Annotated in this window: 26 protein-coding genes and 1 other annotated feature; of the genes, 11 read left to right on the plus strand and 15 right to left on the minus strand. The window is 39.2% G+C overall.

Annotated elements, in window-relative coordinates; all coding sequences use genetic code 11:
- Window positions 1-8: 8 nt before the first annotated feature.
- Together yqeH and ACZ42C_RS05710 are read right to left on the minus strand one after the other, a co-directional pair.
- Window positions 9-1,109 carry a ribosome biogenesis GTPase YqeH gene (gene yqeH, locus ACZ42C_RS05705; protein WP_461181375.1) on the minus strand — a complete coding sequence of 367 codons (1,101 nt, stop codon included), beginning with the start codon at window positions 1,107-1,109 and terminating at the stop codon, window positions 9-11.
- 2 nt (window positions 1,110-1,111) lie between these two features.
- Window positions 1,112-1,627 carry a YqeG family HAD IIIA-type phosphatase gene (locus tag ACZ42C_RS05710; protein WP_461181374.1) on the minus strand — a complete coding sequence of 172 codons (516 nt, stop codon included), beginning with the start codon at window positions 1,625-1,627 and terminating at the stop codon, window positions 1,112-1,114.
- Window positions 1,628-2,106: 479 nt separating this feature from the next.
- Here ACZ42C_RS05710 and sda point away from each other — a divergent pair, with 479 nt between their 5' ends.
- From sda to sigK, 10 genes are all read left to right on the plus strand, one after another.
- Complete coding sequence (sda, locus tag ACZ42C_RS05715; protein WP_461181373.1) at window positions 2,107-2,253, plus strand: sporulation histidine kinase inhibitor Sda; 147 nt, start codon at window positions 2,107-2,109, stop codon at window positions 2,251-2,253.
- A 312-nt stretch (window positions 2,254-2,565) separates the two neighbouring features.
- Window positions 2,566-4,971 carry a Na+/H+ antiporter subunit A gene (locus tag ACZ42C_RS05720; protein ID WP_461181372.1) on the plus strand — a complete coding sequence of 802 codons (2,406 nt, stop codon included), beginning with the start codon at window positions 2,566-2,568 and terminating at the stop codon, window positions 4,969-4,971.
- Window positions 4,968-5,402: a Na(+)/H(+) antiporter subunit B gene (locus tag ACZ42C_RS05725; RefSeq protein WP_461181371.1), complete on the plus strand. Its 435-nt coding sequence runs from the start codon at window positions 4,968-4,970 to the stop codon at window positions 5,400-5,402. The genes ACZ42C_RS05720 and ACZ42C_RS05725 overlap by 4 nt, the downstream gene beginning before the upstream one ends.
- Window positions 5,402-5,740 (plus strand): Na(+)/H(+) antiporter subunit C, encoded by a 339-nt coding sequence (locus ACZ42C_RS05730; RefSeq protein ID WP_461181370.1) that lies wholly within the window; start codon window positions 5,402-5,404, stop codon window positions 5,738-5,740. The genes ACZ42C_RS05725 and ACZ42C_RS05730 overlap by 1 nt, the downstream gene beginning before the upstream one ends.
- Complete coding sequence (locus tag ACZ42C_RS05735) at window positions 5,733-7,217, plus strand: Na+/H+ antiporter subunit D (RefSeq protein WP_461181369.1); 1,485 nt, start codon at window positions 5,733-5,735, stop codon at window positions 7,215-7,217. The genes ACZ42C_RS05730 and ACZ42C_RS05735 overlap by 8 nt, the downstream gene beginning before the upstream one ends.
- A gap of 6 nt (window positions 7,218-7,223) precedes the next feature.
- Window positions 7,224-7,700 (plus strand): Na+/H+ antiporter subunit E, encoded by a 477-nt coding sequence (locus ACZ42C_RS05740; protein WP_461181368.1) that lies wholly within the window; start codon window positions 7,224-7,226, stop codon window positions 7,698-7,700.
- The gene (locus ACZ42C_RS05745; RefSeq protein WP_461181367.1) at window positions 7,700-7,975 is read left to right on the plus strand and encodes a Na(+)/H(+) antiporter subunit F1; all 276 of its coding nucleotides are present in this window, start codon (window positions 7,700-7,702) and stop codon (window positions 7,973-7,975) included. Before ACZ42C_RS05740 ends, ACZ42C_RS05745 begins: the two co-directional genes overlap by 1 nt.
- On the plus strand, window positions 7,962-8,321 hold the full coding sequence (mnhG, locus tag ACZ42C_RS05750) for a monovalent cation/H(+) antiporter subunit G (RefSeq protein WP_461181366.1): 360 nt from the start codon (window positions 7,962-7,964) through the stop codon (window positions 8,319-8,321). The genes ACZ42C_RS05745 and mnhG overlap by 14 nt, the downstream gene beginning before the upstream one ends.
- A 148-nt stretch (window positions 8,322-8,469) precedes the next feature.
- Window positions 8,470-9,954, plus strand: a complete 1,485-nt coding sequence (locus ACZ42C_RS05755; RefSeq protein WP_461181365.1) for a UDP-N-acetylmuramoyl-L-alanyl-D-glutamate--2,6-diaminopimelate ligase — start codon at window positions 8,470-8,472, stop codon at window positions 9,952-9,954.
- A gap of 103 nt (window positions 9,955-10,057) precedes the next feature.
- Entirely contained in the window at window positions 10,058-10,759 is a 702-nt protein-coding gene (gene sigK / locus ACZ42C_RS05760; RefSeq protein ID WP_461181364.1) for an RNA polymerase sporulation sigma factor SigK, read from the plus strand.
- 46 nt (window positions 10,760-10,805) lie between these two features.
- Here the strand turns inward: sigK and ACZ42C_RS05765 are convergent, their stop codons facing one another.
- The 7 genes from ACZ42C_RS05765 to mltG form a co-directional block, all read right to left on the minus strand.
- On the minus strand, window positions 10,806-11,042 hold the full coding sequence (locus ACZ42C_RS05765) for a YrhC family protein (RefSeq protein ID WP_461181363.1): 237 nt from the start codon (window positions 11,040-11,042) through the stop codon (window positions 10,806-10,808).
- Between the two features lie 71 nt (window positions 11,043-11,113).
- Window positions 11,114-11,803: a 5'-methylthioadenosine/S-adenosylhomocysteine nucleosidase gene (gene mtnN, locus ACZ42C_RS05770; protein ID WP_461181362.1), complete on the minus strand. Its 690-nt coding sequence runs from the start codon at window positions 11,801-11,803 to the stop codon at window positions 11,114-11,116.
- Window positions 11,804-11,834: 31 nt separating this feature from the next.
- The gene (locus tag ACZ42C_RS05775) at window positions 11,835-12,500 is read right to left on the minus strand and encodes a YrrS family protein (protein ID WP_461181361.1); all 666 of its coding nucleotides are present in this window, start codon (window positions 12,498-12,500) and stop codon (window positions 11,835-11,837) included.
- Between the two features lie 252 nt (window positions 12,501-12,752).
- Window positions 12,753-13,229 carry a transcription elongation factor GreA gene (gene greA, locus ACZ42C_RS05780; RefSeq protein WP_461181360.1) on the minus strand — a complete coding sequence of 159 codons (477 nt, stop codon included), beginning with the start codon at window positions 13,227-13,229 and terminating at the stop codon, window positions 12,753-12,755.
- Between the two features lie 143 nt (window positions 13,230-13,372).
- Window positions 13,373-14,020, minus strand: coding sequence for a uridine kinase (gene udk / locus ACZ42C_RS05785; RefSeq protein ID WP_461181359.1), 648 nt, complete (start codon window positions 14,018-14,020; stop codon window positions 13,373-13,375).
- 4 nt (window positions 14,021-14,024) lie between these two features.
- Window positions 14,025-14,672, minus strand: coding sequence for an O-methyltransferase (locus tag ACZ42C_RS05790; RefSeq protein WP_461181358.1), 648 nt, complete (start codon window positions 14,670-14,672; stop codon window positions 14,025-14,027).
- A 116-nt stretch (window positions 14,673-14,788) separates the two neighbouring features.
- Complete coding sequence (mltG, locus tag ACZ42C_RS05795; RefSeq protein WP_461181357.1) at window positions 14,789-15,907, minus strand: endolytic transglycosylase MltG; 1,119 nt, start codon at window positions 15,905-15,907, stop codon at window positions 14,789-14,791.
- Window positions 15,908-16,282: 375 nt separating this feature from the next.
- Here mltG and ACZ42C_RS05800 point away from each other — a divergent pair, with 375 nt between their 5' ends.
- Complete coding sequence (locus ACZ42C_RS05800; RefSeq protein WP_464891279.1) at window positions 16,283-17,947, plus strand: IS1634 family transposase; 1,665 nt, start codon at window positions 16,283-16,285, stop codon at window positions 17,945-17,947.
- Between the two features lie 450 nt (window positions 17,948-18,397).
- Here ACZ42C_RS05800 and ACZ42C_RS05805 read toward each other — a convergent pair whose 3' ends face one another.
- The 6 genes from ACZ42C_RS05805 to ACZ42C_RS05830 form a co-directional block, all read right to left on the minus strand.
- Complete coding sequence (locus ACZ42C_RS05805) at window positions 18,398-18,685, minus strand: DUF1292 domain-containing protein (RefSeq protein WP_461183498.1); 288 nt, start codon at window positions 18,683-18,685, stop codon at window positions 18,398-18,400.
- Window positions 18,686-18,697: 12 nt separating this feature from the next.
- Window positions 18,698-19,111, minus strand: coding sequence for a Holliday junction resolvase RuvX (ruvX, locus tag ACZ42C_RS05810; RefSeq protein WP_461183499.1), 414 nt, complete (start codon window positions 19,109-19,111; stop codon window positions 18,698-18,700).
- Window positions 19,111-19,380: an IreB family regulatory phosphoprotein gene (locus ACZ42C_RS05815; RefSeq protein ID WP_461183500.1), complete on the minus strand. Its 270-nt coding sequence runs from the start codon at window positions 19,378-19,380 to the stop codon at window positions 19,111-19,113. The genes ruvX and ACZ42C_RS05815 overlap by 1 nt, the downstream gene beginning before the upstream one ends.
- 106 nt (window positions 19,381-19,486) lie before the next feature.
- Window positions 19,487-22,126: an alanine--tRNA ligase gene (gene alaS, locus ACZ42C_RS05820; protein WP_461183501.1), complete on the minus strand. Its 2,640-nt coding sequence runs from the start codon at window positions 22,124-22,126 to the stop codon at window positions 19,487-19,489.
- A 116-nt stretch (window positions 22,127-22,242) separates the two neighbouring features.
- Window positions 22,243-22,450: a binding site (T-box leader), on the minus strand.
- Between the two features lie 55 nt (window positions 22,451-22,505).
- On the minus strand, window positions 22,506-23,573 hold the full coding sequence (locus ACZ42C_RS05825) for an AI-2E family transporter (RefSeq protein ID WP_461183502.1): 1,068 nt from the start codon (window positions 23,571-23,573) through the stop codon (window positions 22,506-22,508).
- Window positions 23,574-23,622: 49 nt separating this feature from the next.
- On the minus strand, window positions 23,623-23,811 hold the full coding sequence (locus ACZ42C_RS05830) for a hypothetical protein (protein WP_461183503.1): 189 nt from the start codon (window positions 23,809-23,811) through the stop codon (window positions 23,623-23,625).
- Window positions 23,812-23,819: the final 8 nt, after the last annotated feature.

Here is a 23,819-nt window from a genome sequence, read left to right on the forward strand (position 1 = left end):
TCTCCCCCTTAAATTAAAGCTTTTCTCTTTGTAACTGTAACTCCCTTTGGGCTATGGGCGGCAACGGCTGTATTTGATCCTTCAATACTTACCCAGCCCAGTCCTGGAAATACAATATCTGTTTTCCCTTCTCTTATGTGGAACGTGCTTTCCAGAAAAGGAGGCAATCGCTCCATAGATGCTTGATCAGGCGGGCTCAATAATTTTCCTGCGTGATTCTTATACAGCTCATCCGCTTTTTCCAGCTTCGTCCGATGGATTTCCAGTTCATTGGAAAAATAACAAACACACGACTGTTTTTCCCCTTTAAGGAAGTCCAGTCTGGCGAGTCCTCCAAAGAAGAGAGTTTGTCCACTATTTAATTGATAAGTCCTCGGTTTAATTTCTTTATTGGGCGTAATCACTTTTAAATCCCTTGCAGACACATAATGTGCCATTTGCGTTTTGTTAATGATGCCTGGTGTATCAATTAAAGATGCATGATCATCTAAAGGTATTTCTATGAAACCGAGCGTTGTGCCGGGAAAATATGAAGTGGTAATGACATCGCTGTAGCCGGTTGACTGTTTAATAAGCCGGTTGATAAATGTGGATTTCCCCACGTTTGTTGCTCCTACGATATATACGTCCCTCTTTCTTCTTAGTTTCTCGATTGTTTCTTCGAGTTGCTCAAAACCATGCCCTTTTTCGGAAGATATTAAGAGAACATCTGCTACTTTTAACCCCGCGTCTTTCGCAGAACTTCTCAACCACTGAGTAAGTTTTCTTTCGTTTGTGGACTTGGGCAATATATCCATTTTATTACCAACCAGAATAATTGGGTTATCCCCGACAATCCTCGGCAGGCTCTTAAGCAATGTACCGTTAATATCAAATATATCAATCAAATGTACAACCAGGCTTTTTGTATTTCTGATGGTACTGACCATTTGCAAAAAGTCATGATCGTTCATGTCCACATCCTGTATTTCATTATAATGTTTCAAACGAAAACAACGCTTGCATAATGGGTTGTCCTTTTCAAGGGATGGGGCGGGTATATAACCAAGGCCTTTTGGATCGTTAGATTGAAGAGAAGCTCCACACCCCTGACATGCTGTTTCTTCCATTCCTATTCCTCCCAGCTGATTTTACCTTTACGTCGCATGTAATTTAATATCCTTCTTTCTATTTGACGATTAATTCGGGTTATTTTACCGTCAGTTTTTACAATCGGCACGACAAGTATAGTATAAAAACCTGCATAGTTGCCCCCAAGCACATCCGTTAAGATTTGGTCACCGATGACAACAACCTCTTCCTTTTTCAGTTCCATTTCCTTTGCTGCCGTTTTAAATGCCCGGCTCAATGGTTTTCTGGCACTGTAGACAAATGGTGTAGCAAGCGGTTCAGAGAAGATCCTTACACGATCTTGTTTATTGTTTGAAATAATGGTGATTTTTATATCATGATTCTTCATTAATTCAAACCATTTTATCACTTCCGGGGTTGCATCCTTCACATCCCAGGCAACGAGTGTATTATCCAAATCAGTGATAATTCCTTTTATCCCTTTTTTCTTTAATGCTTCTGGCTGAATTTCAAAAATACTCTTCACATGTTCATTTGGCAAAAAAGATTTTAACAAATTGGACACCTCAGACTTCAATTAATTCGACTGCAAAGCAAATACCGATTTTTAATTATAACCCTATCGTATACCAACTTTCTAGTAATATAAAGTGAAAGAGATAAATTTCAGACTGTCCTTATAATCAATTTTTCTTTATTAAAGTTGTTTAATCAGAAAACAGTATCTTAAATCTTATGTTGGCTATCGAAGTTTTCTCAATATCACCTTTCCTGTTCGACAGAAAATAAATAGTATAATCAATAATGGTGCAAATTAGCACAAAAATCACTATAATCGTTCGACAAATACCTTCATTTTCCGCGTTGTGGATAACTTTATTCACACCGAAAACAAGGCTATAACAGCCAAGAATTGAATGTAAATCAGGTTGCTCACAAGTTATCTACAGATGGTTGTAGATAACCCAAACCTTGTCCAGAGAGGGATTCCATGTTAAATTATTACTAATCTATTTTGCGCAGGAGGGCTGGAGGATGGAGCATTTGTCGGATGAGTTACTTCTCGAATCTTATTTTACTGCAAATGAATTAAAATTAAGCCCTGACTTCCTTTTATTAATTGAAGAAGAAATTCATAGAAGACGTTTATCGCATAAAATAAAGGAATCAACGAAAACGTAGTATCATATTCATAAATGTACCTTTACAAAATACCTGATTTTGTAAAGGTACATTTTTTTTGACCGTATGGGGAGTATATCTTTTAACGTATTGCTTCACATAAGGGAAATATGGAATATAAAATCAGCGATAAATATTAAATTTTTTATCGATTTTACCTTGTTTCTTCTTATTTAAAGGGCAATATACTTAAAAAAAATCCCCGGCGTTTATCCATGCAAGGTGAATAAAAATACGTTATACTAATCACTAAGTTTCTGCTTAAAACAAGTTATATCAATGAATGACGCATTTAGTAAGGAGGTAGTTTATTTGACTGCTTTACATTGGGTAGTCCTGTCGCCCTTTATATTGGCAATCTTAATTCCGATTATTTATACGTATACAAAACGAATACATACTGGTTGGTTTGTTTTACCCCTTCCATTCGTATTGTTCATTTATCTCATCTCCCATTTACCGGAGATATCAAATGGTAATGTGCTTCTTCATACCATGCCATGGGTACCTTCGCTTGGCATCAATTTTGATGTTTATTTGGACGGATTGAGTATGCTGTTTGCTCTTTTGATCACAGGTATAGGGACATTGGTAGTATTATATTCCATTTATTATTTATCCAAAAAGAGTGAGAAGTTAAATCAGTTCTACGTTTATATGTTAATGTTCATGGGCGCCATGCTTGGTGTAGTCATGACAGATAACCTAATTGTTTTGTATGTATTCTGGGAAGTTACCAGTGTTTCTTCTTCCCTATTGATCAGCTATTGGTTTCAGCGGGAGAAATCGATATTGGGTGCACTGAAATCCATGTATATTACGGTTTTCGGGGGACTCTCCATGTTGGGGGGATTTTCCTTAATTTACGTGATGGCCGGTTCCTTCAGCATCCGTGAAATTATTGCAAATGTCGAGCTTGTAACAACAAGTGCTTTGTTTTTGCCTGCTATGATTTTAATCCTGCTTGGCGCATTTACGAAGTCTGCACAGTTCCCATTTCACATCTGGCTGCCTGATGCCATGGAAGCTCCGACTCCAGTCAGTGCTTATTTGCATTCGGCGACGATGGTTAAAGCAGGAATTTACTTAATAGCTCGCTTAACACCTGTGTTTGGCGGATCCATGGAATGGTTCTGGATTGTTTCCCTAGCTGGTCTTTTCACCCTGCTTTGGGGATCGATTTCTGCCGTCAGACAAAAGGATTTAAAGGCAATACTGGCCTTCTCTACCATCAGTCAGCTCGGCTTAATTATATCCCTGCTTGGAGTAGGTTCGGCTGCTGTTTACTTTGATGGGGTACCGGACGCAATTTATTATACAGCAATACTTGCTGCAGTATTTCATTTAATTAACCATGCAACCTTTAAAGGAAGCCTGTTTATGACAGCGGGTATTGTTGATCATGAGACGGGAACCAGGGATATTCGAAAGCTTGGCGGTCTGATGACTGTAATGCCGATTACTTTTACAATTTCACTGATCGGGCTCTTGTCCATGGCAGGATTGCCGCCTTTTAACGGATTTATCAGTAAAGAGTTATTCTTTACAGGTACGTTAAATGTCATGGACTATGAAATGCTTGATTTAAGTACTTGGGGATTCATCTTCCCTGTGGTGGCAGTAATAGCAAGTATCTTTACCTTTCTTTATTGTGCGATTTTTCTATTTAAAACTTTTACAGGAAAGTTTAAACCGGAAAATTATGATGTGAATGTGCACGAAGCACCATGGGGCATGCTGATCAGTCCTGCTATACTTGGGGCTTTGGTTATCATTTTTGGTCTGTTTCCAAATATCCTGTCCTATAACATTATTCATCCGGTAATTACTTCTATATTGCCGAATATTACAGAACCTATTGATATTGAATTGACACTTTGGCATGGATTTAATACTGAATTATTTATGACTATGGTTGTGGTGGCTATTGGAACGCTGCTTTACATGTCTATGAAAAAGTGGTCGCAATCTGCTTTCTACTTAAATGAAAGAGACCCTTTTAACAATTTATACGATTACGGTAACAATGGACTCATCAAAGGGTCACAAGCCATTACAAGGATACAAATGACTGGTTTATTAAGAGATTATTTTGTTTACATGTATGTATTTATTATTTTACTGGTTGGCTATACGATGTTCCGGGATAATATTTTTGCCATAGATACGGCAAACGCATCGGAAATCAGTCCGTATATGTGGGCGCTGTCGATTTTGTTTATATTGTCTACATTAGCCATCCCGTTTATAAACAATCGTTTAACGGCAATTATTGTTGTAGGGGTACTGGGCTTTCTATTGTCACTCTTTTTCGTTCAGTTCCGTGCACCTGATCTGGCTTTGACACAGTTACTGGTTGAAAGTGTAACAGTAGTATTATTCATGCTCGTATTTTTTCACATGCCTAAGCTCAAGAAAGAGCCATTTAAGCTGCGATTTAACCTGGTTAATCTTGTCATTTCCCTTAGTGTTGGTGTGATTGTAACTGTTATTGCTTTAAGTTCTTTTGCTATGGGACATGAAGCAGGATTTGATACCATTTCAGAGTATTTCATTGAAAACTCGGTTGCTTTGGCAGGTGGATATAACATGGTTAACGTGATACTTGTTGACTTCCGTGGCCTTGATACCATTTTGGAAGTTGTGGTTCTAGGTGTGGCAGCACTTGGTGTTGTGTCCTTAGTTAAACTTCGATTTAACGGGAGGGAAGACGTGTGAAACAAATAAAAACGAATAATGTTATGCTGCATACATTAGTACGCATCGTCTCCTTTATTATCCTGGCCTTCTCCATTTACTTGTTTTTCGCAGGACATAACAATCCAGGCGGAGGATTCATTGGCGGACTGATGACTGCCAGCGCTTTTGTGTTAATGTATCTCGCATTTGATATGAAAACATTAAAAAAATCTTTACCGATAAACTTTTTAAATATGATTGCCTGGGGACTGATTATAGCTCTCGTAACAGGTATAGTTTCCATGTTATTAGGCTTTCCGTTCCTGACACAATTTTTTGATTACTTCCAGATACCTTTGCTCGGTGAGGTGGAATTGACAACAGCCCTCCCGTTTGATTTAGGTGTCTATCTGGCCGTTGTAGGTGCGGCACTGACTATTATATTAACAATTGCGGAGGATGATAATTAATGGAAATACTGATATCCATCATCGTCGGTGTCCTCTTTACTGTTGGTACGTATATGCTATTAATGAAAAGCCTGCTGCGTGTTGTTATCGGTACGATGCTGATTTCACACGGCGCCCACCTGCTCCTTATCACCATGGCGGGACTGCAAAGAGGCGGGCCCCCATTATTGGGACTGGAAGCGGAAGCCTATACGGATCCGCTTCCCCAGGCGCTGGTGCTGACAGCGATCGTAATCAGTTTTGGAGTGACTTCATTTTTACTTGTATTAGCTTATCGTACGTTTAAAGTACATAAGACAGACGATTTAGACCAATTGAGGGGATCAAAAGATGAATAATATTATTTTGCTTCCGGTATTAATACCATTTTTTGTTGGAGCACTGTTAATTTTAATCTCAAAAAAACATAAAGCACAGCGTATAATAAGTAGTGTTGCCGCCTTTAGTATACTGGGGTCAGCCATATATCTGGCCATTTATGTATACCAACACGGAATAGCTGTTATAGAACTTGGGGATTGGCCGGCCCCCTTTGGAATTGTTCTGGTTGCAGACGTTTTTGCCACCATCATGCTTATGCTCTCTGCCATTGTAGGCGTTGTATGTCTGTTTTTCGCCTTTCAGACCATTCACCCTAAAAGGGAAAGGTTTTATTTTTACCCTTTCTACTTCTTTCTATTGACCGGGGTAAATGGCGCGTTTTTAACAGGCGACCTGTTTAACCTGTTTGTATTTTTTGAAGTTATGCTTATTGCTTCCTACGTATTGATTGTACATGGCGGTACCAAGTACCAGCTCAGGGAATCTTTTAAATATGTGATTATTAATGTGTTTTCCTCCATGTTGTTTTTGGTGGCGATTGCCTATATTTATTCCATTACGGGAACTGTCAATATGGCTCACCTTTCGGAGCGTGTGGATGAATTGGAACAGGCTGGCGCATTAAATGTCATTGCTGTACTGTTCTTTATCGTCTTTGCAATTAAGGGAGCATTGTTCCCGTTGTATTTCTGGTTGCCGCGTTCTTATTATGGCCCGCCGGCTGCGATTGCGGCATTGTTTGGGGGGCTATTGACAAAAGTTGGTGTGTACGCGATTATCCGTACATTCACCTTAATTTTTTATCACGATTCCGGCTTTACCCATAAAGGTATTATCACTGCCATTGCAGGGTTCACCATGCTGTTGGGCGTTCTTGGGGCCGTTTCACAGTTTGATTTCAAACGAATCCTTTCCTACCACATTATCAGTCAGGTCGGTTATATGGTGATGGGACTGGGTGTGTATACTACCCTGGCGGTAGCAGGAGCTATTTATTATATCGTCCATCATATAATTGTAAAATCAGCATTGTTCCTGTTTGCCGGTGCGACACAGAAAATAACGGGAACGAATGACTTAAAGCAAATGGGAGGTTTGCTGAAAACTCACCCATGGCTTGCCTGGATGTTCTTTATTTCAGCACTATCTCTGGCAGGCATCCCGCCGTTAAGCGGATTTTTCAGTAAATTCCCCATTATATTGTCCAGTTTTCAGGAAGAGCAATACGTGATTGGGGGAGTTGCCCTGCTCGTCGGTCTATTAACCCTGTTTTCCATGATGAAAATTTTCAGCTATGCTTTTTGGGGAAAACAAAAGCATACAGACGAACAGGCAAAATATCCAATTGGGAAATTATTATTGCCTGTCATACCATTAGTTGCTTTAACGATCATACTTGGTTTGGCAGCAGAGCCCATTTTTTCTTATTCATTACTGGCAGCAGAACAAATAATGGACCCATCCTACTATATTGATTCTGTTTTAAAGGAGTAGTTATCTATGGCTTTTCAAATTTTGATCAATATTTTAATGGCTTTTATATGGATGCTTTTACAAAACAATTATAGTGTTATTACTTTTCTAATCGGCTATATTATTGGGATTGTCGTCCTATTTGCCCTGCGCCGGTTTCTTGTATTTGATTTCTACTTCAAAAGAGTATGGGCTTTCTTCAAACTCACTTTTATTTTCTTTCGGGAGCTTATACTTGCCAATATTGATATGATAAAAATAATCCTGAAGCCAAAAATGGACATTAAGCCCGGCATCATTGCTATTCCTACAAAATTGGATACAGACATGGAAGTCACATTATTTGCTGCCCTTATTTCTTTGACCCCCGGTACATTATCCATGGATTTTTCAGATGACAGCAAAGTCATTTTTGTGCATGCCATAGATATTAAATCCAGAGAAGAAACAATTCGGGGAATACATGAATCCTTTGAAAATGCGATTTTGGAGGTGACCGAATAATGTTTGAGACCATCCTTAATATTGTACTTATCATGCTTGCCGTTAACATTATTCTTTGTTCCATACGGGCACTTATTGGTCCTTCCATTCCCGATCGCATCCTGGCGTTGGATGCGATTGGGATGCAGCTCATTGGAATTATCGGTACAATTATGATTGCTCAGCAAACTATTGCTTATTCTGAAGTTGCTTTGATTATCAGTATTCTTGCATTTATAGGAACTATCGCATTATCCAAATTCATCGAAAGAGGTGTTATTTTTGACCCTGATTGAGGTGATAGTAAGTATATTCCTTCTTCTTGGTGGTATCTTATCCATCATTAGCGGCATAGGTATTCTTCGTCTGCCCGATGTTTACAGCCGTATCCATTCGGCAGCCAAAATATCTACTCTTGGTGTTATTTTCATCATGACAGCAGCTTTTTTGTTTTTCCTTTTTGACGGTATATTTGTTCCAAAACTTTTGCTGGCAATCTTTTTTGTTTTCCTGACTGCCCCGGTAGCAAGTCTTATGATTGGTCGTTCAGCTTATCGCTTCGGCATAAAGCTATGGAATAAAAGCACGGAAGATGATTTAAAAAAATATATAGAAACAAAAAGTGAAGGAACAAATCATTAAAAACGAATTTTATTCTAAAATTCGTTTTTTGTTTTTTATTTATTAATTTTAGGTTTACAGAAAGCAAAAACAGGTTATATATGATTATATTTCGTCATTTATTGGACAAGTTAACATTAACAATAAGCAAAACGAGGGATCCCAACCAATGAATACTCAAGATCTACTATCCAGCTTAAGAATTAGAAGAACTTACGGTAAACTGCCTGAAAAAATTAACGATATTCAACAAGATTCCCGTAAAGTCGGATTTGGTACCTTATTTGTTTGTATTCATGGCTACACGGTGGATGGGCATAATTATTGCAGTGAAGCTGTCAGCAAAGGGGCAACCGTGATTATAGCTGAAAGAAAAATTCCCATAGATTTTAAAAAAGCTTCACTTATCATTGTCCCGGATTCCAAAAAAGCACTCTCTATTCTCGCGAATAAATTTTACAGATACCCGTCAACAAAAATGAATATCTTTGGGGTGACTGGTACAAACGGAAAAACGACAGTAACCAGTTTAATCAAGGCTACACTTGAAAAATTGGGCAATCCCGCAGCTTTATCCGGCACAAATGGACTTGAGATCGGCAATGAATGTTTTCCGAGCAAGAATACAACCTCCGATGCATTGACAAACCAGCAATTGCTCCATCAGGTTGTGAAAAGTAATATAGAGGATGTAGTAATGGAAGTGTCCTCCCAGGGCTTATCAGAAGGCAGACTATGGGGGATAGATTTTGATATTGTTACATTTACCAATCTGACACATGATCATCTTGATTACCATGAAACGATGGAACAATATGGTTATGTTAAATCCCTTTTATTTTCACAGCTTGGGAATGCCATGAAAAAACCTAAATTTGCTGTTTTAAACCAAGACGATCCCTGGTCAGATTTTTATCGGAACGTAACTTCCGCCGAAGTAATTACTTACGCTGTCTATGCAGAAGCCAACTTTCATGCATCCAATATACGGTATTATAAGGACAGGACTTATTTTTCACTCCATTCTCCTGAAGGCGTGTTTCAAGCCGAAATGAGATTGCTCGGTGAATTTAATGTGTATAATGCACTTGCTACCATCGCTTCATTATACGCGAAGGGAGTTTCAGTATCAAAATTAGTGAATATACTTAAAGAAATTGGTCCTATTCAGGGACGGATGGAAAAAATAACGATACAAGCACCAGTAACCATGTATGTGGATTATGCCCATACACCTGATGCCATTGAAAAATCCATATCCACCGTGCTGCCGTTTAAACAGAACAGGCTTATTTATGTGGTCGGTACTGGTGGAAACAGGGACGCCTATAAACGTCCCTTTATAGCCGAAAAGGCCTCTTCTGCTGATATCGTTATTCTGACGATTAATGACCCAAGAAATGAAGATACGGAAGTAATTCTCAGAGAGATGGAACAAGGCATGCTGCATCATAACTATGCATTGATTCCGGACAGGAAGGAAGCAATCAGCCATGCCATTGAAATAAGTGAACCCGGTGATATTATTGTGTTTGCCGGAAAAGGACGCGAAGATTATCAGATTATTCAAGACAAAAAGCAGCCACATAGCGATTTGGCCATTGCTATGGAGCAATGCCAGCAAAAGTATCAGGATAGTACCCCAAGCTTTTAATTTTAAATTTTGATAAAGAAGAATCGGACAGACACAAAACCTCCAAAGCCCACATACATTTATGTATAGGCTAAAGCCCAGCTCTATTTAGGAGGTGTACTGTTTGTCCGGAATCTTAAGTGTTCTTGCTCTTCTGATCAAAGAAACACTCTTTTTTGTTTCCTATGTAAAAAACCATGCATTTCCCCAACCACTTCCGCCCGAAGAAGAAATGAAGTATATTAAAGAGATGCAGGATGGAAGTGAGACAGCCAGAAACAAACTGATAGAACATAATTTAAGACTTGTGGCCCATATTGTGAAAAAGTTTGAGAATACCGGCGAGGACGTGGAAGATTTAATTTCCATAGGTACAATCGGACTGATCAAAGGGGTTGAGAGCTTTTCCCTGGACAAAGGAACAAAGCTTGCAACATATGCAGCCAGATGTATTGAAAATGAGATTCTTATGCATCTGAGAGCATTAAAAAAAGTGAAAAAAGATGTTTCACTTCATGATCCCATTGGTCAGGATAAAGAGGGAAATGAAATTAGCTTGATTGATATATTGGAAGCTGAAAATGAAAATATTATTGAATACATTCAATTGAACATGGAAATAAAAAAGATGCAAGATTACTTTACAGTTCTAGATAAGCGCGAACGGGAAGTTGTCGTGCATCGATACGGTTTAAACGATTCCAAAGAAATGACACAGAGAGAAATTGCTAAAATGCTGAACATCTCCAGAAGCTATGTCTCCCGGATTGAAAAGAGAGCTTTAATGAAAGTATTCCATGAATATTACCGAAAAGAAAGAAAGTGAGCAAGAATACTTTTTCTCATTAATCCTTCAAAAAAAATGAGCACATTCAGTTGTGCTCATTTTCCAATTGAATTTTTATCTTTAATGACGCGCAGCCATAGCCTAACCCCGATAGAATAATAAGCAGGGATAGAACAAATAAAGGTGTTCCTCCATTTTCCGGCTGGATATAAGTAACTGTTATGGCACCTAAATATAAATAAGTGCCGATAATCAGCAGCACAGCCATAAAACGCCTGAAATCTTGTTGTTTAAGGATTAACTGCTTTCTTTTGGAACCCATCTTCTCCCCCTCCTCTTTAGGAAAGAATAACATATAATCTTCCTTGGAATGAGTGGAAATTAATGGTGTTGTTATATTTCCTTTAGCATGGACAAAATTAAATCTGAAGCATTTTTCGCTGCTTTTTCCAAAAAAGCATCAAATGATACGGAGGAACGCTTTCCTGCAATATCGGAAAGTGCACGAATAATAACAAACGGAATACCGTACTGATAACAAACCTGAGCAATGGCACTTGCTTCCATTTCAGCTGCAATTAATCCGTTGAACTTTTCCTTTACAAATCGCACTCGGTGCTCATCATCCATAAAAGAATCTCCGGTTGCAATCAACCCTTTTTTATATGGGAGTTCCAGCTTGTCCAGGGCGTACATTACTTTGTCCACCAATTTACTGTCTGCTTGATAGGATAAAGGCATTCCCGGTACCTGGCCGTATTCATAATCGAATGCTGTAGCATCTACATCATGATGAACGACATCTGTGGAGATTACAATATCCCCAATCTCCAAATCGTCATGAAACCCACCTGCCGAACCGGTATTTATTACTTGGGCGGGCTTAAACCGTTCATGCATGATCGTTGTGGCCATTGCTGCATTGACCTTTCCAATTCCGGATTTTAATAACACCACTTTTTTTCCGTGAATGCGTCCTTTCACAAAAAGACAATTAGCCACTGTATGTTCTTCTCTTTCTGTCATGTTATCAAGTAATATTGCAACTTCCTCATCCATTGCTCCAATAATACCTATTGTCACTTAACAAGCCTCCAATCCTGATCTATCTTCATCATACATCAACTTCTTCCAATACTTCTACTTTCGTTGGCTGCCAGCCTTCCCCTTCAATAAATGATAAAAATACACGGTAAATTTCGGAATGATCACTTGTGGAAACGGTAGCCACAACCTTTTGCTCGCCATCATTTCCCACCCAATGTGTAGTAATATCATCTTCATTTAAACCTGTTGCATAAAAGACTGCTTCATGAATTTCAATCCAGTCCTGTGAGTCTTTACTGTAATCGGTAGTATGAGGACCTTCCTGTTCTGTGCCAATAGGCTGCCAATTACCGGTATATGCTTCAATCACATTATCGTCTGAAGGTTCCGCTTCTTCTGTTTCAACATCCTCTTGCAAGGGAGGGCTTTCTTCGTCTTCATCTTCTCTTTCCTCATTTTCTTCAGATTCATTTTCTTCTGCGCTTTCTGTTCCCTCTCCGTTTTCTTCATCATCTTCTATGACCACAAAACTGTCATCTTCATTTGATTCGTTATCAGAGGAAGGATTTGAAGTGTCTGCCATTTCATCTTCACTTCCGCCGCCAAAAATCCATATTCCAATGAGTGCAACAAGAAATACACTGCCTATAACAAGCAGAATAGAAATATTCTTTGTGTTTTTCCTGCGCTTTTCAAATTTATTCAACCTTGAATGCTTGTCAAAATCACTCATCCTTCATCCCCTCCTATCACTATTCTACTATAATAGCATATTTGATATAAACTTAAATATGCTATTCTAATTTCCGAACTTTAAACCGATGATAACATATTCGTCCATTTCCATAGTGTAAGATAAAAGAAGCAGGTAGCCCTGCTTCTGGTTTCTCTGTATATTTAGTTATCTCCCGTTTTGCCGAGCAGTGTAAAACAGAAAATGTGGAAAAAGGGTCCTCCCTTCTCTGCAGGTACAGACCCTTTCACTTTAATCCACTTTTATTATTTTCACTTGCATGTCTCCGCCTGGCGTTGCCACTGCCACCTCTGTACCAACTTCCTGGCCAATAAGGCTCTTGGCCATCGGAGAATCATTTGATATTTTACCTTCAAAAGGATCGGCTTCCGCACTGCCGACTATTGTATAGGTCTCTTCCTCCCCATCAGGAAGCTCCTGAAATGTTACCGTTTTACCCAATGCAACCACATTTGGATTATCATTATTATTTTCTATAATAACTGCGTTACGTATCATTTTTTCCACTTGGGCAATCCTTGTTTCAACAAACGCCTGTTCATCTTTCGCTGCATCATACTCCGAGTTTTCCGATAGATCCCCGAAATCCCTTGCAACTTTTATTCTTTCAACAACTTCCTGACGTCTGTCTGTTTTCAAGTAATGCAATTCTTTCTCCAACTTCTCTTTTCCCTCTTGTGTCATGTAATATTCTTTCTCTATTGCCATTCAGCACACTCCTTTTTCTTTCTTTCCATGTATTATGAATCAGTATTATTTTCATTTATTATTGTACTGTTAAAATATACTAATCAATACTATGGCAGAAATCATGTATTTTTTCAATACATTTCTTTTAATTATTGTATTTCCTATTGATTTCCATCCATTTGTTTGTTTCTGGATAAGATCGTTTCAATTTTTGTTGCCATAATATCGATGGCTACATGATTTTGTCCGCCCTCCGGAATAATAATATCTGCATAACGCTTGGTTGGTTCAATAAATTGCAAATGAGAGGGACGTACATTATTTATATACTGTTCAATAACGGAATCAAGGGTTCTGCCCCGTTCTTTAATATCCCGCAGTAAGCGCCGGATGATACGGAGATCAGCATCTGTATCCACAAACACTTTAATATCCATCAAGTCAACCAGCCTTGGATCTTCCAGAATAAGAATGCCTTCGATTATAATTACTTCCTTAGGCTCCACTAAGATGACTTCGTCAGAACGGGTATGCATCTTGTAGTCATATACCGGCTTTTCAATTTGCTCGTTATTCAGCAATTTATTTACATGTTCAATAAGTAAATCATTATCAAAAGCCAAAGGATGGTCATAATTTGTATTTAGTCTTTCTTCGTAAGGCAAATGGCTTTGGTCTTTATAATAATAGTCCTGTTCAATAACCAGAATGGTCTTTTCTGCAAAGCGTTTGCAAATGGACTGGGTAACTGAAGTTTTACCACTTCCGCTGCCGCCTGCCACACCAATTACTACTGGTTTGTCTTTCATAAAATTAACTTCTCCCTTCGACCTTCATGCTAATGGCTACTCCATCACCAATCGGTATAATTGAAGTGCTGTACTCGGAATGTCCGGAAATAAATCGATTATACTCCTGCAGCTTATTCACCATTTTCCTATGCCTTGGCTGCTTTATGTTTTCAGGATCCGTAACATACCCTCTAAATAATACATTATCTGACAAGATGATGCCATTATATTTCAGCAATGGGTGGGAGAGCTCAAAAAAATGTTTATATTTTCCTTTGGCTGCATCAATAAATATCATTTCGAAGGATTCAGGCGGCAAAGAAGGCAATACCTCCATTGCATCCCCATAAATCAATTCAATCTGATTTTCCTTATTCAGTCTCTTTACATTTTCCTTTGCTTGGTAGTATCGATTTATATCCCTTTCAATAGTCGTCACTTTCGCATGGTGGAAAGCTTCGGCCATACGCAGTGCCGAATAACCGATTGCTGTCCCTATTTCCAATATGGTTTTTGGCTTTTGCATCTGAATTAATTGTGTTACAAACTGCATGCTTACAGGGTCCATAATGGGTATATGGTTTTTTTGGGCTGTAAGCTCCATTTCTGTTATCCATTCTTTTGCATTAGGTAATAGGGAACGTAAATACCCATCTAAACCTTGTTTCATTTTATAACCTCATTCTTTCAACGGTGATTTGACCCAAAAATAATCAGCAACCTATATTTTCAAGTGCTAAAAAAGGAAATGTGAAATAATTTCACACTCCCTGTTTTTAGCTTTTCTTAATCTATATACAGCTCTCTATTTTCACCATGTTCTTCAAATGTTTCAGCGTAATGAATCTCCCCTTCTTCATCATGAAGAAAATAAAGGTATTCCGATTCTTCCGGATCCAATGTGGCCTGAAGGGAATTCTCGGCAAAATTACTTATGGGACCTACCGGAAGCGCCTCAATATAATAAGTATTATAAGGTGACTCCACTTCCAGATCTTCAAACAATACACGATCCCTATGCTCACCCAAAGCATAGAGAACAGTTGGGTCTGTCTGCAATTGCATCCCTTCATCCAGCCTGTTGTAAAAAACACCTGCAATATTCATGCGCTGCTCCTCAGTTCTTGCTTCGTTTTCCACCAATGAAGCAAAGGTGAGAATTTCATGTACCGATAAATCGCTCTCTTCCAGTTCTTCCACATAGTCTTCCACAACAGAAACCGTTTTATTTAACATTTCTTCCACAACCAAAGCTATAGTTGGTTCCTGTTCATAAAAACTGTAAGTGGAAGCAAATAAATACCCTTCCAGTGGTGTTCGTATATCTTCAGACAAAATATCTTCGGAAAGTAATGTTGGATACGATTCGATTAATTGTTCAATATATTCAGGATCATTCACCATTTCCAGGAATTCATCCTTTGAAAAATGCAGGTGTTCCGAGTATATCTCAGCAATGTCATCTACTGTCGTTCCTTCAGGTATGGTTACCGTATGAACGGGATCAGCAATTACTCTTCCAGTCTGAAGAGAAGCCGTAAGCTCTTCCATTGTCATTGCAGGGGTAAAGGTATATTCTCCTGCCTGAAAGTCTGTAGTATTATTAAATGTGGCATAAAACCGAAATATGCGACTATCTTTAATAAGTCCATTTTCCTCTAAAATTTCCCCTATAGTAGACGAAGATGACCCAATTGGTATTTCAACCGTAATTTCTTCATCACTGTCCGGATCCACGGGTTCAAGTGCCGATGATATATACAAATAACCGGAAAGAACACCGATTACCAAAATAGCCAATAAAGATATAATGATAATAGCAACAATTTTCCGTACTGTCTTTGCTTCCTCACTTCTGGCAATTAGGTTGTCCCTGAAACTTCCCCTCTTTTTTCTTTTGGACATGCCGGAGCCCCCTTTCATCACGGTTATTATACTAAAATTCGACTGTATATTCCATCATAAAATGAAAGATGTTCTTCTGATTGTTCTGCTTCAATCATGTTACTGCATAACTACTGCATTTTACCTTATCAATAATAGCAGGTAAATGTGAAATGAGCCAAATAATAACATATAAAAAGAGGGCTGGGATATACCTTAAAGTCTCGAACCCGAGTTCGACAGTAGATAGGCACAAATTCACTTGTGGATAAACTGGATTCTCGATGAGGTCAGTCTTTCTGTGGATTAGTGCCTCTTAATTTTTTAAACTTTAATAGGCACACGATTTACAATATTTACCTTTACACACCAATGTTAAATTGGTATAATATAGGCATGTATATAAGAAGAGTTACCCGTAAAAATAAAGATGGATCAAAGGTTTCGTACATTCAGCTGGCTCATAATGAGTGGGATTCGAAGGCCAAATATGCGAAAGCGAAGGTGATATACTCTTTCGGCCGTGAAGATAAAGTCGATATGGCCGTACTTGAACGACTGGCCCAAAGTATTAGCCGATTCCTTACTCCGGAGGAAGCGCTGAAGTCGAAGCAAAAAATTAGCGATGCAGCGGAGTTTTTATTTCATTCCGCCAAACGGCTGGGTGGTGTTTGGCTGTTTGACCAATTGTGGAAAAAGCTCGGCATGGATACGATCCTGAAAGATATTTTCCGCAACCGCAACCATGAGATGGATCTGGAACGTGCGATTTTCGCCATGGTCGCAAACCGCGGACTCGCTCCTACAAGTAAATTGGGAATGGAAGAATGGATTTCAGAGGATGTCTATATGCCTGGCCTTTCCCGGATTCAGAGCCATCAGCTATACCGTGCTATGGACGAGCTTCTTGCTGTACAGAGCCAGCTTGAGGATCGTGTGTTTGATAATGTTTCCAATCTGTTCAACCTGGAAGTGGATCTACTTTACTTTGATACCACATCAAGCTACTTTGAAGTCAATCCGGATGAAACAGCTGAAGATGATCGGTTCCGCCTTCAGGGCTATTCGAAGGATAAACGATCTGACCTTGTACAAACGGTGATTGGACTTGCCGTGACACGGGAAGGTATTCCAATTAAAGTGTGGACTTGGCCCGGTAATACGATGGATATGAATGTCATCGAAGAAGTGAAAAAAGATCTTATGGGCTGGAGACTGGGACGCATTGTACAAGTGATGGATCGTGGTTTTTCCTCCGAAGAAAACCTGCGTATCCTTCAGCGGGGTGCCGGTCATTACATTATTGGGGAACGTATGCGTTCAGGTAAAAAGGATGTGGAAGCCGCCCTCAGTAAACGTGGTCGTTTCCATACGATTCGTGACAACCTTCAGGTAAAGGAATCCATTGTGGGAGATGGCGAAGCCAGAAAACGTTATGTGATTGCCTTTAACCCTGAAGAAGCTGAACGTGACAGACATCAAAGAGACCAGATTGTCCAAACGATTGAACGGAAGCTGGAGAATTTAAAGCAGCTGCCCAATGAAGCCCACCGTAAACAGGCGTGTGCACTCCGTGCACATAAAGTGTATGGCAAATATATCCGTCAATTGAAAGACGGCACGCTGAAATTGAATAAGCAGGCAATCCGCGATGCAAGCAAATACGACGGCAAATATTTAATCAGAACATCAGATGACACGCTGTCGATTGAAGATATTGCCTTGGGGTATAAGCAGCTGCTTCAAGTGGAAGATGCCTTTCGCACACTGAAGTCCACGCTGAAATTGCGCCCCATGTATCATCGCTTGGAAGACCGGATTCGAGCACATGTAATCATTAGTTGGTTGGCACTGTTACTTGTAAGGCTTATTGAAATGGAAACGAACGCAAGCTGGGAGTCTACACGTAGAGAGATGCAACGGATGCAGGTAGGGCATTTTACTACAGACGACGGAGATCTCTACCGCACAACAACCCCTACAGCTAAGCAAAAGGAAGTGTTTCAAAAAGTTGGGGTGAACTTGCCACCAGAAATCTTGGATATTCAGCCTAAGAGCTAGTAACACAATAAGTATGTCTTTTTAAGCCCTCAATCCTTTGGGTGTCAAGGGATTGAGGGCTTTATGTTTACCTAGTGGCTGTAGAACTCGGGTCGAAGTAGATCGAACATAAAACATGGTAGATAGGGTGTTATCACAGTGTTGTGCGCACTTCCCTTTGCCTACTTGCACCAAAAGAAAATGAGACCGCATGGGGTGCATAGCACCCGATGCGGTCTGTTCGGCGCAATTTCCCTCCTGTTGCACAGGATAATAAAAGGGTCGGCAGTATTACTTTTTAGTGAACAAATACATAGTGTTTCAAGCTTGATATATTCCCGAAACGGATACGCAGCCTGTTTGGTTTCTTTCCGATAAAATTAGTTATGTTGCAGTCCTTACTAACAAATGAAAGCCTTTTTCAGCTAAGAGTAACGACGAACTTAACAGTTAGGAATATAATAAGAAATTCTACACATCTTTATCTTCATCTGCAAGTGTATGAAGCATTTCCTCCACCATTTCCCATTCATCATCATTTTCAATTGGAAATAAAGATAAATCATTATCTTCATTCTCTTTTTCTTCATAGCGAAACGCATAGACTTCCACTTCTTCTTCCTCTGACTGTTCAACAGGCACAACCGCAATATAAGACTGCTTTGTTTCATCCACATCAAAGGTGAACAATACTTCAAATAAATGTTCTTCCCCATTCTCATCCGGTATGATAATACGTTCTTTTTCTTCCAATGCCATGATATCCCTCCTTTATTTTTGATCCAGATAGCCTTGCAATATCATAACTGCTGCCATCTTATCTATAACTTTCTTTCTTTTACTCCTGCTTAAATCAGCTTCGAGCAATACTCTTTCTGCTGCTACTGTAGTCAGGCGCTCATCCCATAAAACAACAGGGATATCATATGCTTTTTCAATGTAATTGGCATAGTTTTGGGAAATGATTCCTCGTTCCCCGATGGTGCCATTCATGTTTTTGGGCAAGCCAATAATAGCTTTTCCAACTCCATGCTCCTTTATTATTTCTCCAAGTTCGGAATCAGCGGATGAGAAATCATTTTCATCCCATTTGATTGTCGTTAACCCTTGTGCTGTCCAGCCCATTGCATCGCTGACAGCAACACCAATTGTTTTTGAACCAACATCAAGACCTATAATTTTCATCATAATTCCTTTTTATTATTTTCCAGATAAAATTTTACCAGTTCTTCGATTACTTCATCCCGCTCCATTTTGCGGATTATATTCCGTGCATCTTTATACCTTGGTATATAAGCGGGGTCACCGGACAGGAGATATCCGACTATTTGATTAATCGGATTGTATCCTTTTTCTCTTAATGCTTCATGGACCGTATAAAGCACTTCTTTTATATCCTCGTCAAACGGCTCTTCTGGAAAATTGAATTTCATTGTTTTATCAATATTGCTCATCGTGACACCTCGCCCTTATTATAACTGTACATTATAAAATGTCTGTTTTGTTTATTCTAACATGATTCCTTATCCATTATAACGTTTTAATGGATTATTATTCAAATTATTGTTGCGATTGTGCCTCTGTATACACTTTTGCTGCTTTTAAAGCTTCCTTTATTTTTTCAGGGTTTTTACCCCCGGCCTGGGCCATATCCGGGCGACCGCCGCCTCCGCCGCCGCACTCTTTTGCTGCAGCTTTAATTAAATGTCCTGCATGATAACCTTTTTCCACAAGATCTTTGGAAACTCCTGCTGCAAGCTGGACCTTTTGATTATTTACCGCTGCGAGTAATACAATGCCGGATTCAAGTTTTTGTTTTATATCATCCACCATTGCTCTAAGCTGATTCATATCCTTTACATCAACTTCTTCTGCTATTAATGTTACATTGCCTGCCATTTCAGCTTGATCCATAATGGAATCTGCCTCTATGTTTGATAACTTGTGGATCAGTGATTCATTTTCCTTCTGTAAAGCTTTCATATCTGTAAATAGCCCTTCAATCTTCTCAGGTAATTTTTCCGGTTCATTCGCCTTTACCAACCCGCTTGCATTGTTTAATATAGTGAGCTTTTTATTCAAAAATCCATAAGCTTCCTTGCTTGTTACCGCCTCTATTCTTCTCGTGCCGGCACCGATACCGGATTCTGAAACGATTTTAAACATACCTATTTCCGCTGTATTATTTACGTGGCAGCCACCACATAATTCAATGCTGAAGTCAGCTATTTGTACTACCCTGACAATATCTCCGTATTTTTCCCCGAAAAGTGCCATCGCACCCGCTTCTTTAGCTTCCTCAAGCTTTTTATGATCTATTATGACCGGCAGAGATTCCCATATTTTTTCATTCACCATTTGTTCAATCTGCTCGATTTCATCCTGTGAAACTGCCTGGTAATGAGAAAAGTCAAACCGAAGCCTTTCCGGTGCCACCAAAGACCCAGCCTGATTGACATGACTGCCTAAAACTTCTTTTAACGCCTGATGCAATAAATGAGTAGCTGTATGGTTTTTGATAATACCTTTACGATATGCCGAATCGACGATTGCTTTCACTTGAACCCCTTGCGTCAATACGCCTTCTTTAATTTCCGCCTGATGGATGTGCTGCCCATTTGGTGCTTTCTGAACATCTTTGATGTAAGCGGACATACCATCAGTATAAATCCAGCCCGGGTCAGCTATTTGACCACCGCTCTCAGCATAAAATGGTGTCTCTTTAAGAAATATAAATACTTCCTCCCCAGCATTAGCCGAACGTACTTGTTTATTGTCCCGAATAATAAATGTAACCTCTGTCTCAGTCTCCAGCTGGTCATACCCGATAAATTCGCTATCTGCTTCAATTTCTGCAAGAATGCTGTCCTGTACTTGCATGGAATCCACTTTTTGACGAGCGTTTCTCGCTCTTTCACGCTGTTTTTCCATTTCTTTATCAAAGCCTGCTTCATCAATTGTAAAACCTGCTTCTTCCACATATTCGACAGTTAACTCTTTTGGAAACCCATACGTGTCATATAGACGAAAAACTTCTTCACCGGGGATTACGGTACTTTCTTTTTCTTTATTCATTATTTCCGTCAGCATATCCAAACCGTCCTGCAATGTTTCATGAAATCGTTCTTCCTCTGTCTTAACCATATTTCTAATAAAGTCACTTTTCTTTAACACTTCCGGATAGAAATCCTTCATGATTTCTCCCACTGTTTCCACCAGTTCGTACATAAAAGGCTGTTCAATACCAATATCTTTTGCAAAACGAACAGCCCTTCTCAATAGCCTGCGCAATACATATCCACGGCCTTCATTGGATGGTACGGCTCCATCCCCTATGGAAAAACTGACAGTGCGGATATGATCGGCAATAACTTTATATGCCGTATCCGCTTCTTTATCTTTTCCATATGCTTTATCCGCAAACTTTTCTGTTTCCTTAATAATCGGAACAAATAAATCAGTGTCAAAGTTCGTCCGTGCATCTTGAATAACGGAAACGATCCTCTCCAAACCCATGCCTGTATCAATATTCTTTTTAGGAAGAGGTGTGTAGGTGTCATCCGAATTATGATTAAATTGAGAAAATACTAAGTTCCATATCTCCAAATAACGTTCATTCTCCCCACCGGGGTATAGCTCCGGGTCATTTGGATCATTCCCATATTTTTCTCCGCGATCGAAAAAAATTTCGGTATTGGGACCGCTGGGACCCTCCCCGATATCCCAAAAATTCTCCTCCAGGCGGATAATCCGTTTCTGTGGAACTTTAATATGATTAAGCCACAGATCATAAGCCTCATCATCTTCCGGATGTACAGTAACGGATAATAAGTTCTCATCGAATCCGATCCATTTATCACTCGTTAAAAATTCCCATGCCCACTCCATCGCTTCTTTTTTAAAGTAATCGCCAATCGAAAAGTTTCCGAGCATTTCAAAAAAAGTATGGTGCCTTGCTGTATAGCCGACATTTTCGATATCATTGGTTCTTATTGATTTCTGGGCGTTTACGATTCTTGGGTTTTCCGGCACAACCCTGCCGTCAAAGTATTTCTTTAATGTTGCTACGCCACTGTTAATCCATAAGAGGGAAGGATCATCTTTTGGCACAAGAGACGCACTCGGCTCCACCCGATGCCCCTTCTCCTCAAAAAAATCAAGAAACATTTGTCTTACCTCTGATGATGTTAATTGTTTCATTGTAATTACCTCCCATGTTATTTGATTTTTAATTATGACTGTTTTATTTCATTTTCGTTATCCCTTCCACTATGCAAAAAAACTTTAGAAAATAAAAAAATCCCCTCTCTGCACAATGCAGGGACGAGATTATCGCGGTACCACCCTAATTATATCCGGTTTTCCACCAGACATCACTTTCCCATGGTAACGGTATGAAACCGGCGGGGATTAGCCGCACTCAGGTTTAGCTTTCCATGATCTGCATTTGGGATTTCTCTCAGCCTGTCGAAAATCCCTCTCTTTAAACCGGTATCATGTACTCAGAACCTTCCTTGTATTCATATATGTTTTATGAATCATGTGTTTAGCGATATTATAGAAAACTTTACCTTGATTGTCAATAATAATTACGAAATGCAAAAGCGTGAGTAACAATCACTTTTAAAACGGTTAAAAGAGGAACAGCCAGAACCATTCCTATTACACCGGAAATTTTACCTCCCAGCAGCAATGCAAAAATAATTGCCACAGGGTGTATGGCAATACTTCTGCCAACAATGTAAGGGGCAATCATATTGCTTTCCAGCAGTTGGATCACGAAGATGGCAATGATTACAAAAATAACGGTATTTAAAGAAACTGTAAAAGCAATTGCCACAGCCGGCACAGCTCCGATAATTGGACCAAAGTAAGGAATGAGGTTGGTGACTCCCATTATAATAGCCAATAGCAATGCATATTCCAAGCTAAGAATTTCAAAAAGAATAAAAGCGGTTACGGCAACGAATAGACTTACAATCAATTGTCCGCGAATATAGCCTCCGAGACTTTTATCTATCCCATGTAATATATTATTCACATTGGTTCGGTGCTTTACCGGAATATACTTTTTAAATAGTTTTTTCCATTTACCGTAATCCTTTAAAAAATAAAATACGAGTACAGGGATAACAGTAATAATAATAATCATATCGAAAATTCTTGTAAACCCGGCTGCCAGTCTTGACAGCAGATGATCAATGGAAGATTCTACACGCAAAATCAGTTCATCCATCTTATCATGAACCGTTTCCGGCAAAAAGGAGGTAGACTCATACATTTGATTTATAAATGTCTGATACATAGAAATAAATTGGGGCAATTGCTCGCTCAAATCACGCAATTGCACGATCGTTGCAGGGTAAACCCGATAAATAAGGTAACCGATTCCGCCAAAAAATAACAGATAAATGGAGAGTATCGCTATACTGCGTGGAATATTCCAGTCTTCTATTTTTACAATAATCGGATAAAGCAGATAGGCAATCAAACCTGCAATTAAAAAAGGCAGGAAAAGCTGCCATATAAATGCAAAAAATCTCCCATATAACGGAAATAACCTGACGAACAGGTAAAGGAAAACGAATAATAGAATAGCGAGCAGCAACCAGTAAAGTATTGAAGCTCTTTTCTTATCTTTGAACATAAAAGTTCCTCCCCGGCTTAACAAGATGAATGTTTTTGAAGCCAAGGGATTACCCGTTTACTTTTCTTTCTTCCTCGGAAAACAAATCATTTAACGAACTTAATGAACCATCTGCTTCAACCTGATGGATAGTTAGTTTATTGCCATCAATGGCCATTTCTATGAAACATGTCCAGCAATAAAATTGATCTGCACCTATTTTACCAATATTTTTCTCCTGACAATTCGGGCACCGCATAACTTACA

The sequence above is a fragment of the Virgibacillus kimchii genome, from assembly GCF_055379185.1.

Bases quoted from the DNA above. Each gene is read 5' to 3' on its own strand.
- ACZ42C_RS05775 (WP_461181361.1), bottom strand. From the start codon at position 12,500: ATGAGTGATTTTGACAAGCATTCAAGGTTGAATAAATTTGAAAAGCGC.
- mltG (WP_461181357.1), bottom strand. From the start codon at position 15,907: ATGTCCAAAAGAAAAAAGAGGGGAAGTTTCAGGGACAACCTAATTGCC.
- ACZ42C_RS05825 (WP_461183502.1), bottom strand. From the start codon at position 23,573: ATGTTCAAAGATAAGAAAAGAGCTTCAATACTTTACTGGTTGCTGCTC.
- sda (WP_461181373.1), top strand. From the start codon at position 2,107: ATGGAGCATTTGTCGGATGAGTTACTTCTCGAATCTTATTTTACTGCA.
- ACZ42C_RS05735 (WP_461181369.1), top strand. From the start codon at position 5,733: ATGAATAATATTATTTTGCTTCCGGTATTAATACCATTTTTTGTTGGA.
- ACZ42C_RS05815 (WP_461183500.1), bottom strand. From the start codon at position 19,380: ATGAGCAATATTGATAAAACAATGAAATTCAATTTTCCAGAAGAGCCG.
- ruvX (WP_461183499.1), bottom strand. From the start codon at position 19,111: ATGAAAATTATAGGTCTTGATGTTGGTTCAAAAACAATTGGTGTTGCT.
- ACZ42C_RS05805 (WP_461183498.1), bottom strand. From the start codon at position 18,685: ATGGCATTGGAAGAAAAAGAACGTATTATCATACCGGATGAGAATGGG.
- greA (WP_461181360.1), bottom strand. From the start codon at position 13,229: ATGGCAATAGAGAAAGAATATTACATGACACAAGAGGGAAAAGAGAAG.
- ACZ42C_RS05765 (WP_461181363.1), bottom strand. From the start codon at position 11,042: ATGGGTTCCAAAAGAAAGCAGTTAATCCTTAAACAACAAGATTTCAGG.
- ACZ42C_RS05730 (WP_461181370.1), top strand. From the start codon at position 5,402: ATGGAAATACTGATATCCATCATCGTCGGTGTCCTCTTTACTGTTGGT.
- udk (WP_461181359.1), bottom strand. From the start codon at position 14,020: ATGAAAGACAAACCAGTAGTAATTGGTGTGGCAGGCGGCAGCGGAAGT.
- ACZ42C_RS05745 (WP_461181367.1), top strand. From the start codon at position 7,700: ATGTTTGAGACCATCCTTAATATTGTACTTATCATGCTTGCCGTTAAC.
- ACZ42C_RS05790 (WP_461181358.1), bottom strand. From the start codon at position 14,672: ATGAAACAAGGTTTAGATGGGTATTTACGTTCCCTATTACCTAATGCA.
- ACZ42C_RS05830 (WP_461183503.1), bottom strand. From the start codon at position 23,811: ATGCGGTGCCCGAATTGTCAGGAGAAAAATATTGGTAAAATAGGTGCA.
- alaS (WP_461183501.1), bottom strand. From the start codon at position 22,126: ATGAAACAATTAACATCATCAGAGGTAAGACAAATGTTTCTTGATTTT.
- ACZ42C_RS05800 (WP_464891279.1), top strand. From the start codon at position 16,283: ATGTATATAAGAAGAGTTACCCGTAAAAATAAAGATGGATCAAAGGTT.
- yqeH (WP_461181375.1), bottom strand. From the start codon at position 1,109: ATGGAAGAAACAGCATGTCAGGGGTGTGGAGCTTCTCTTCAATCTAAC.
- ACZ42C_RS05755 (WP_461181365.1), top strand. From the start codon at position 8,470: ATGAATACTCAAGATCTACTATCCAGCTTAAGAATTAGAAGAACTTAC.
- ACZ42C_RS05740 (WP_461181368.1), top strand. From the start codon at position 7,224: ATGGCTTTTCAAATTTTGATCAATATTTTAATGGCTTTTATATGGATG.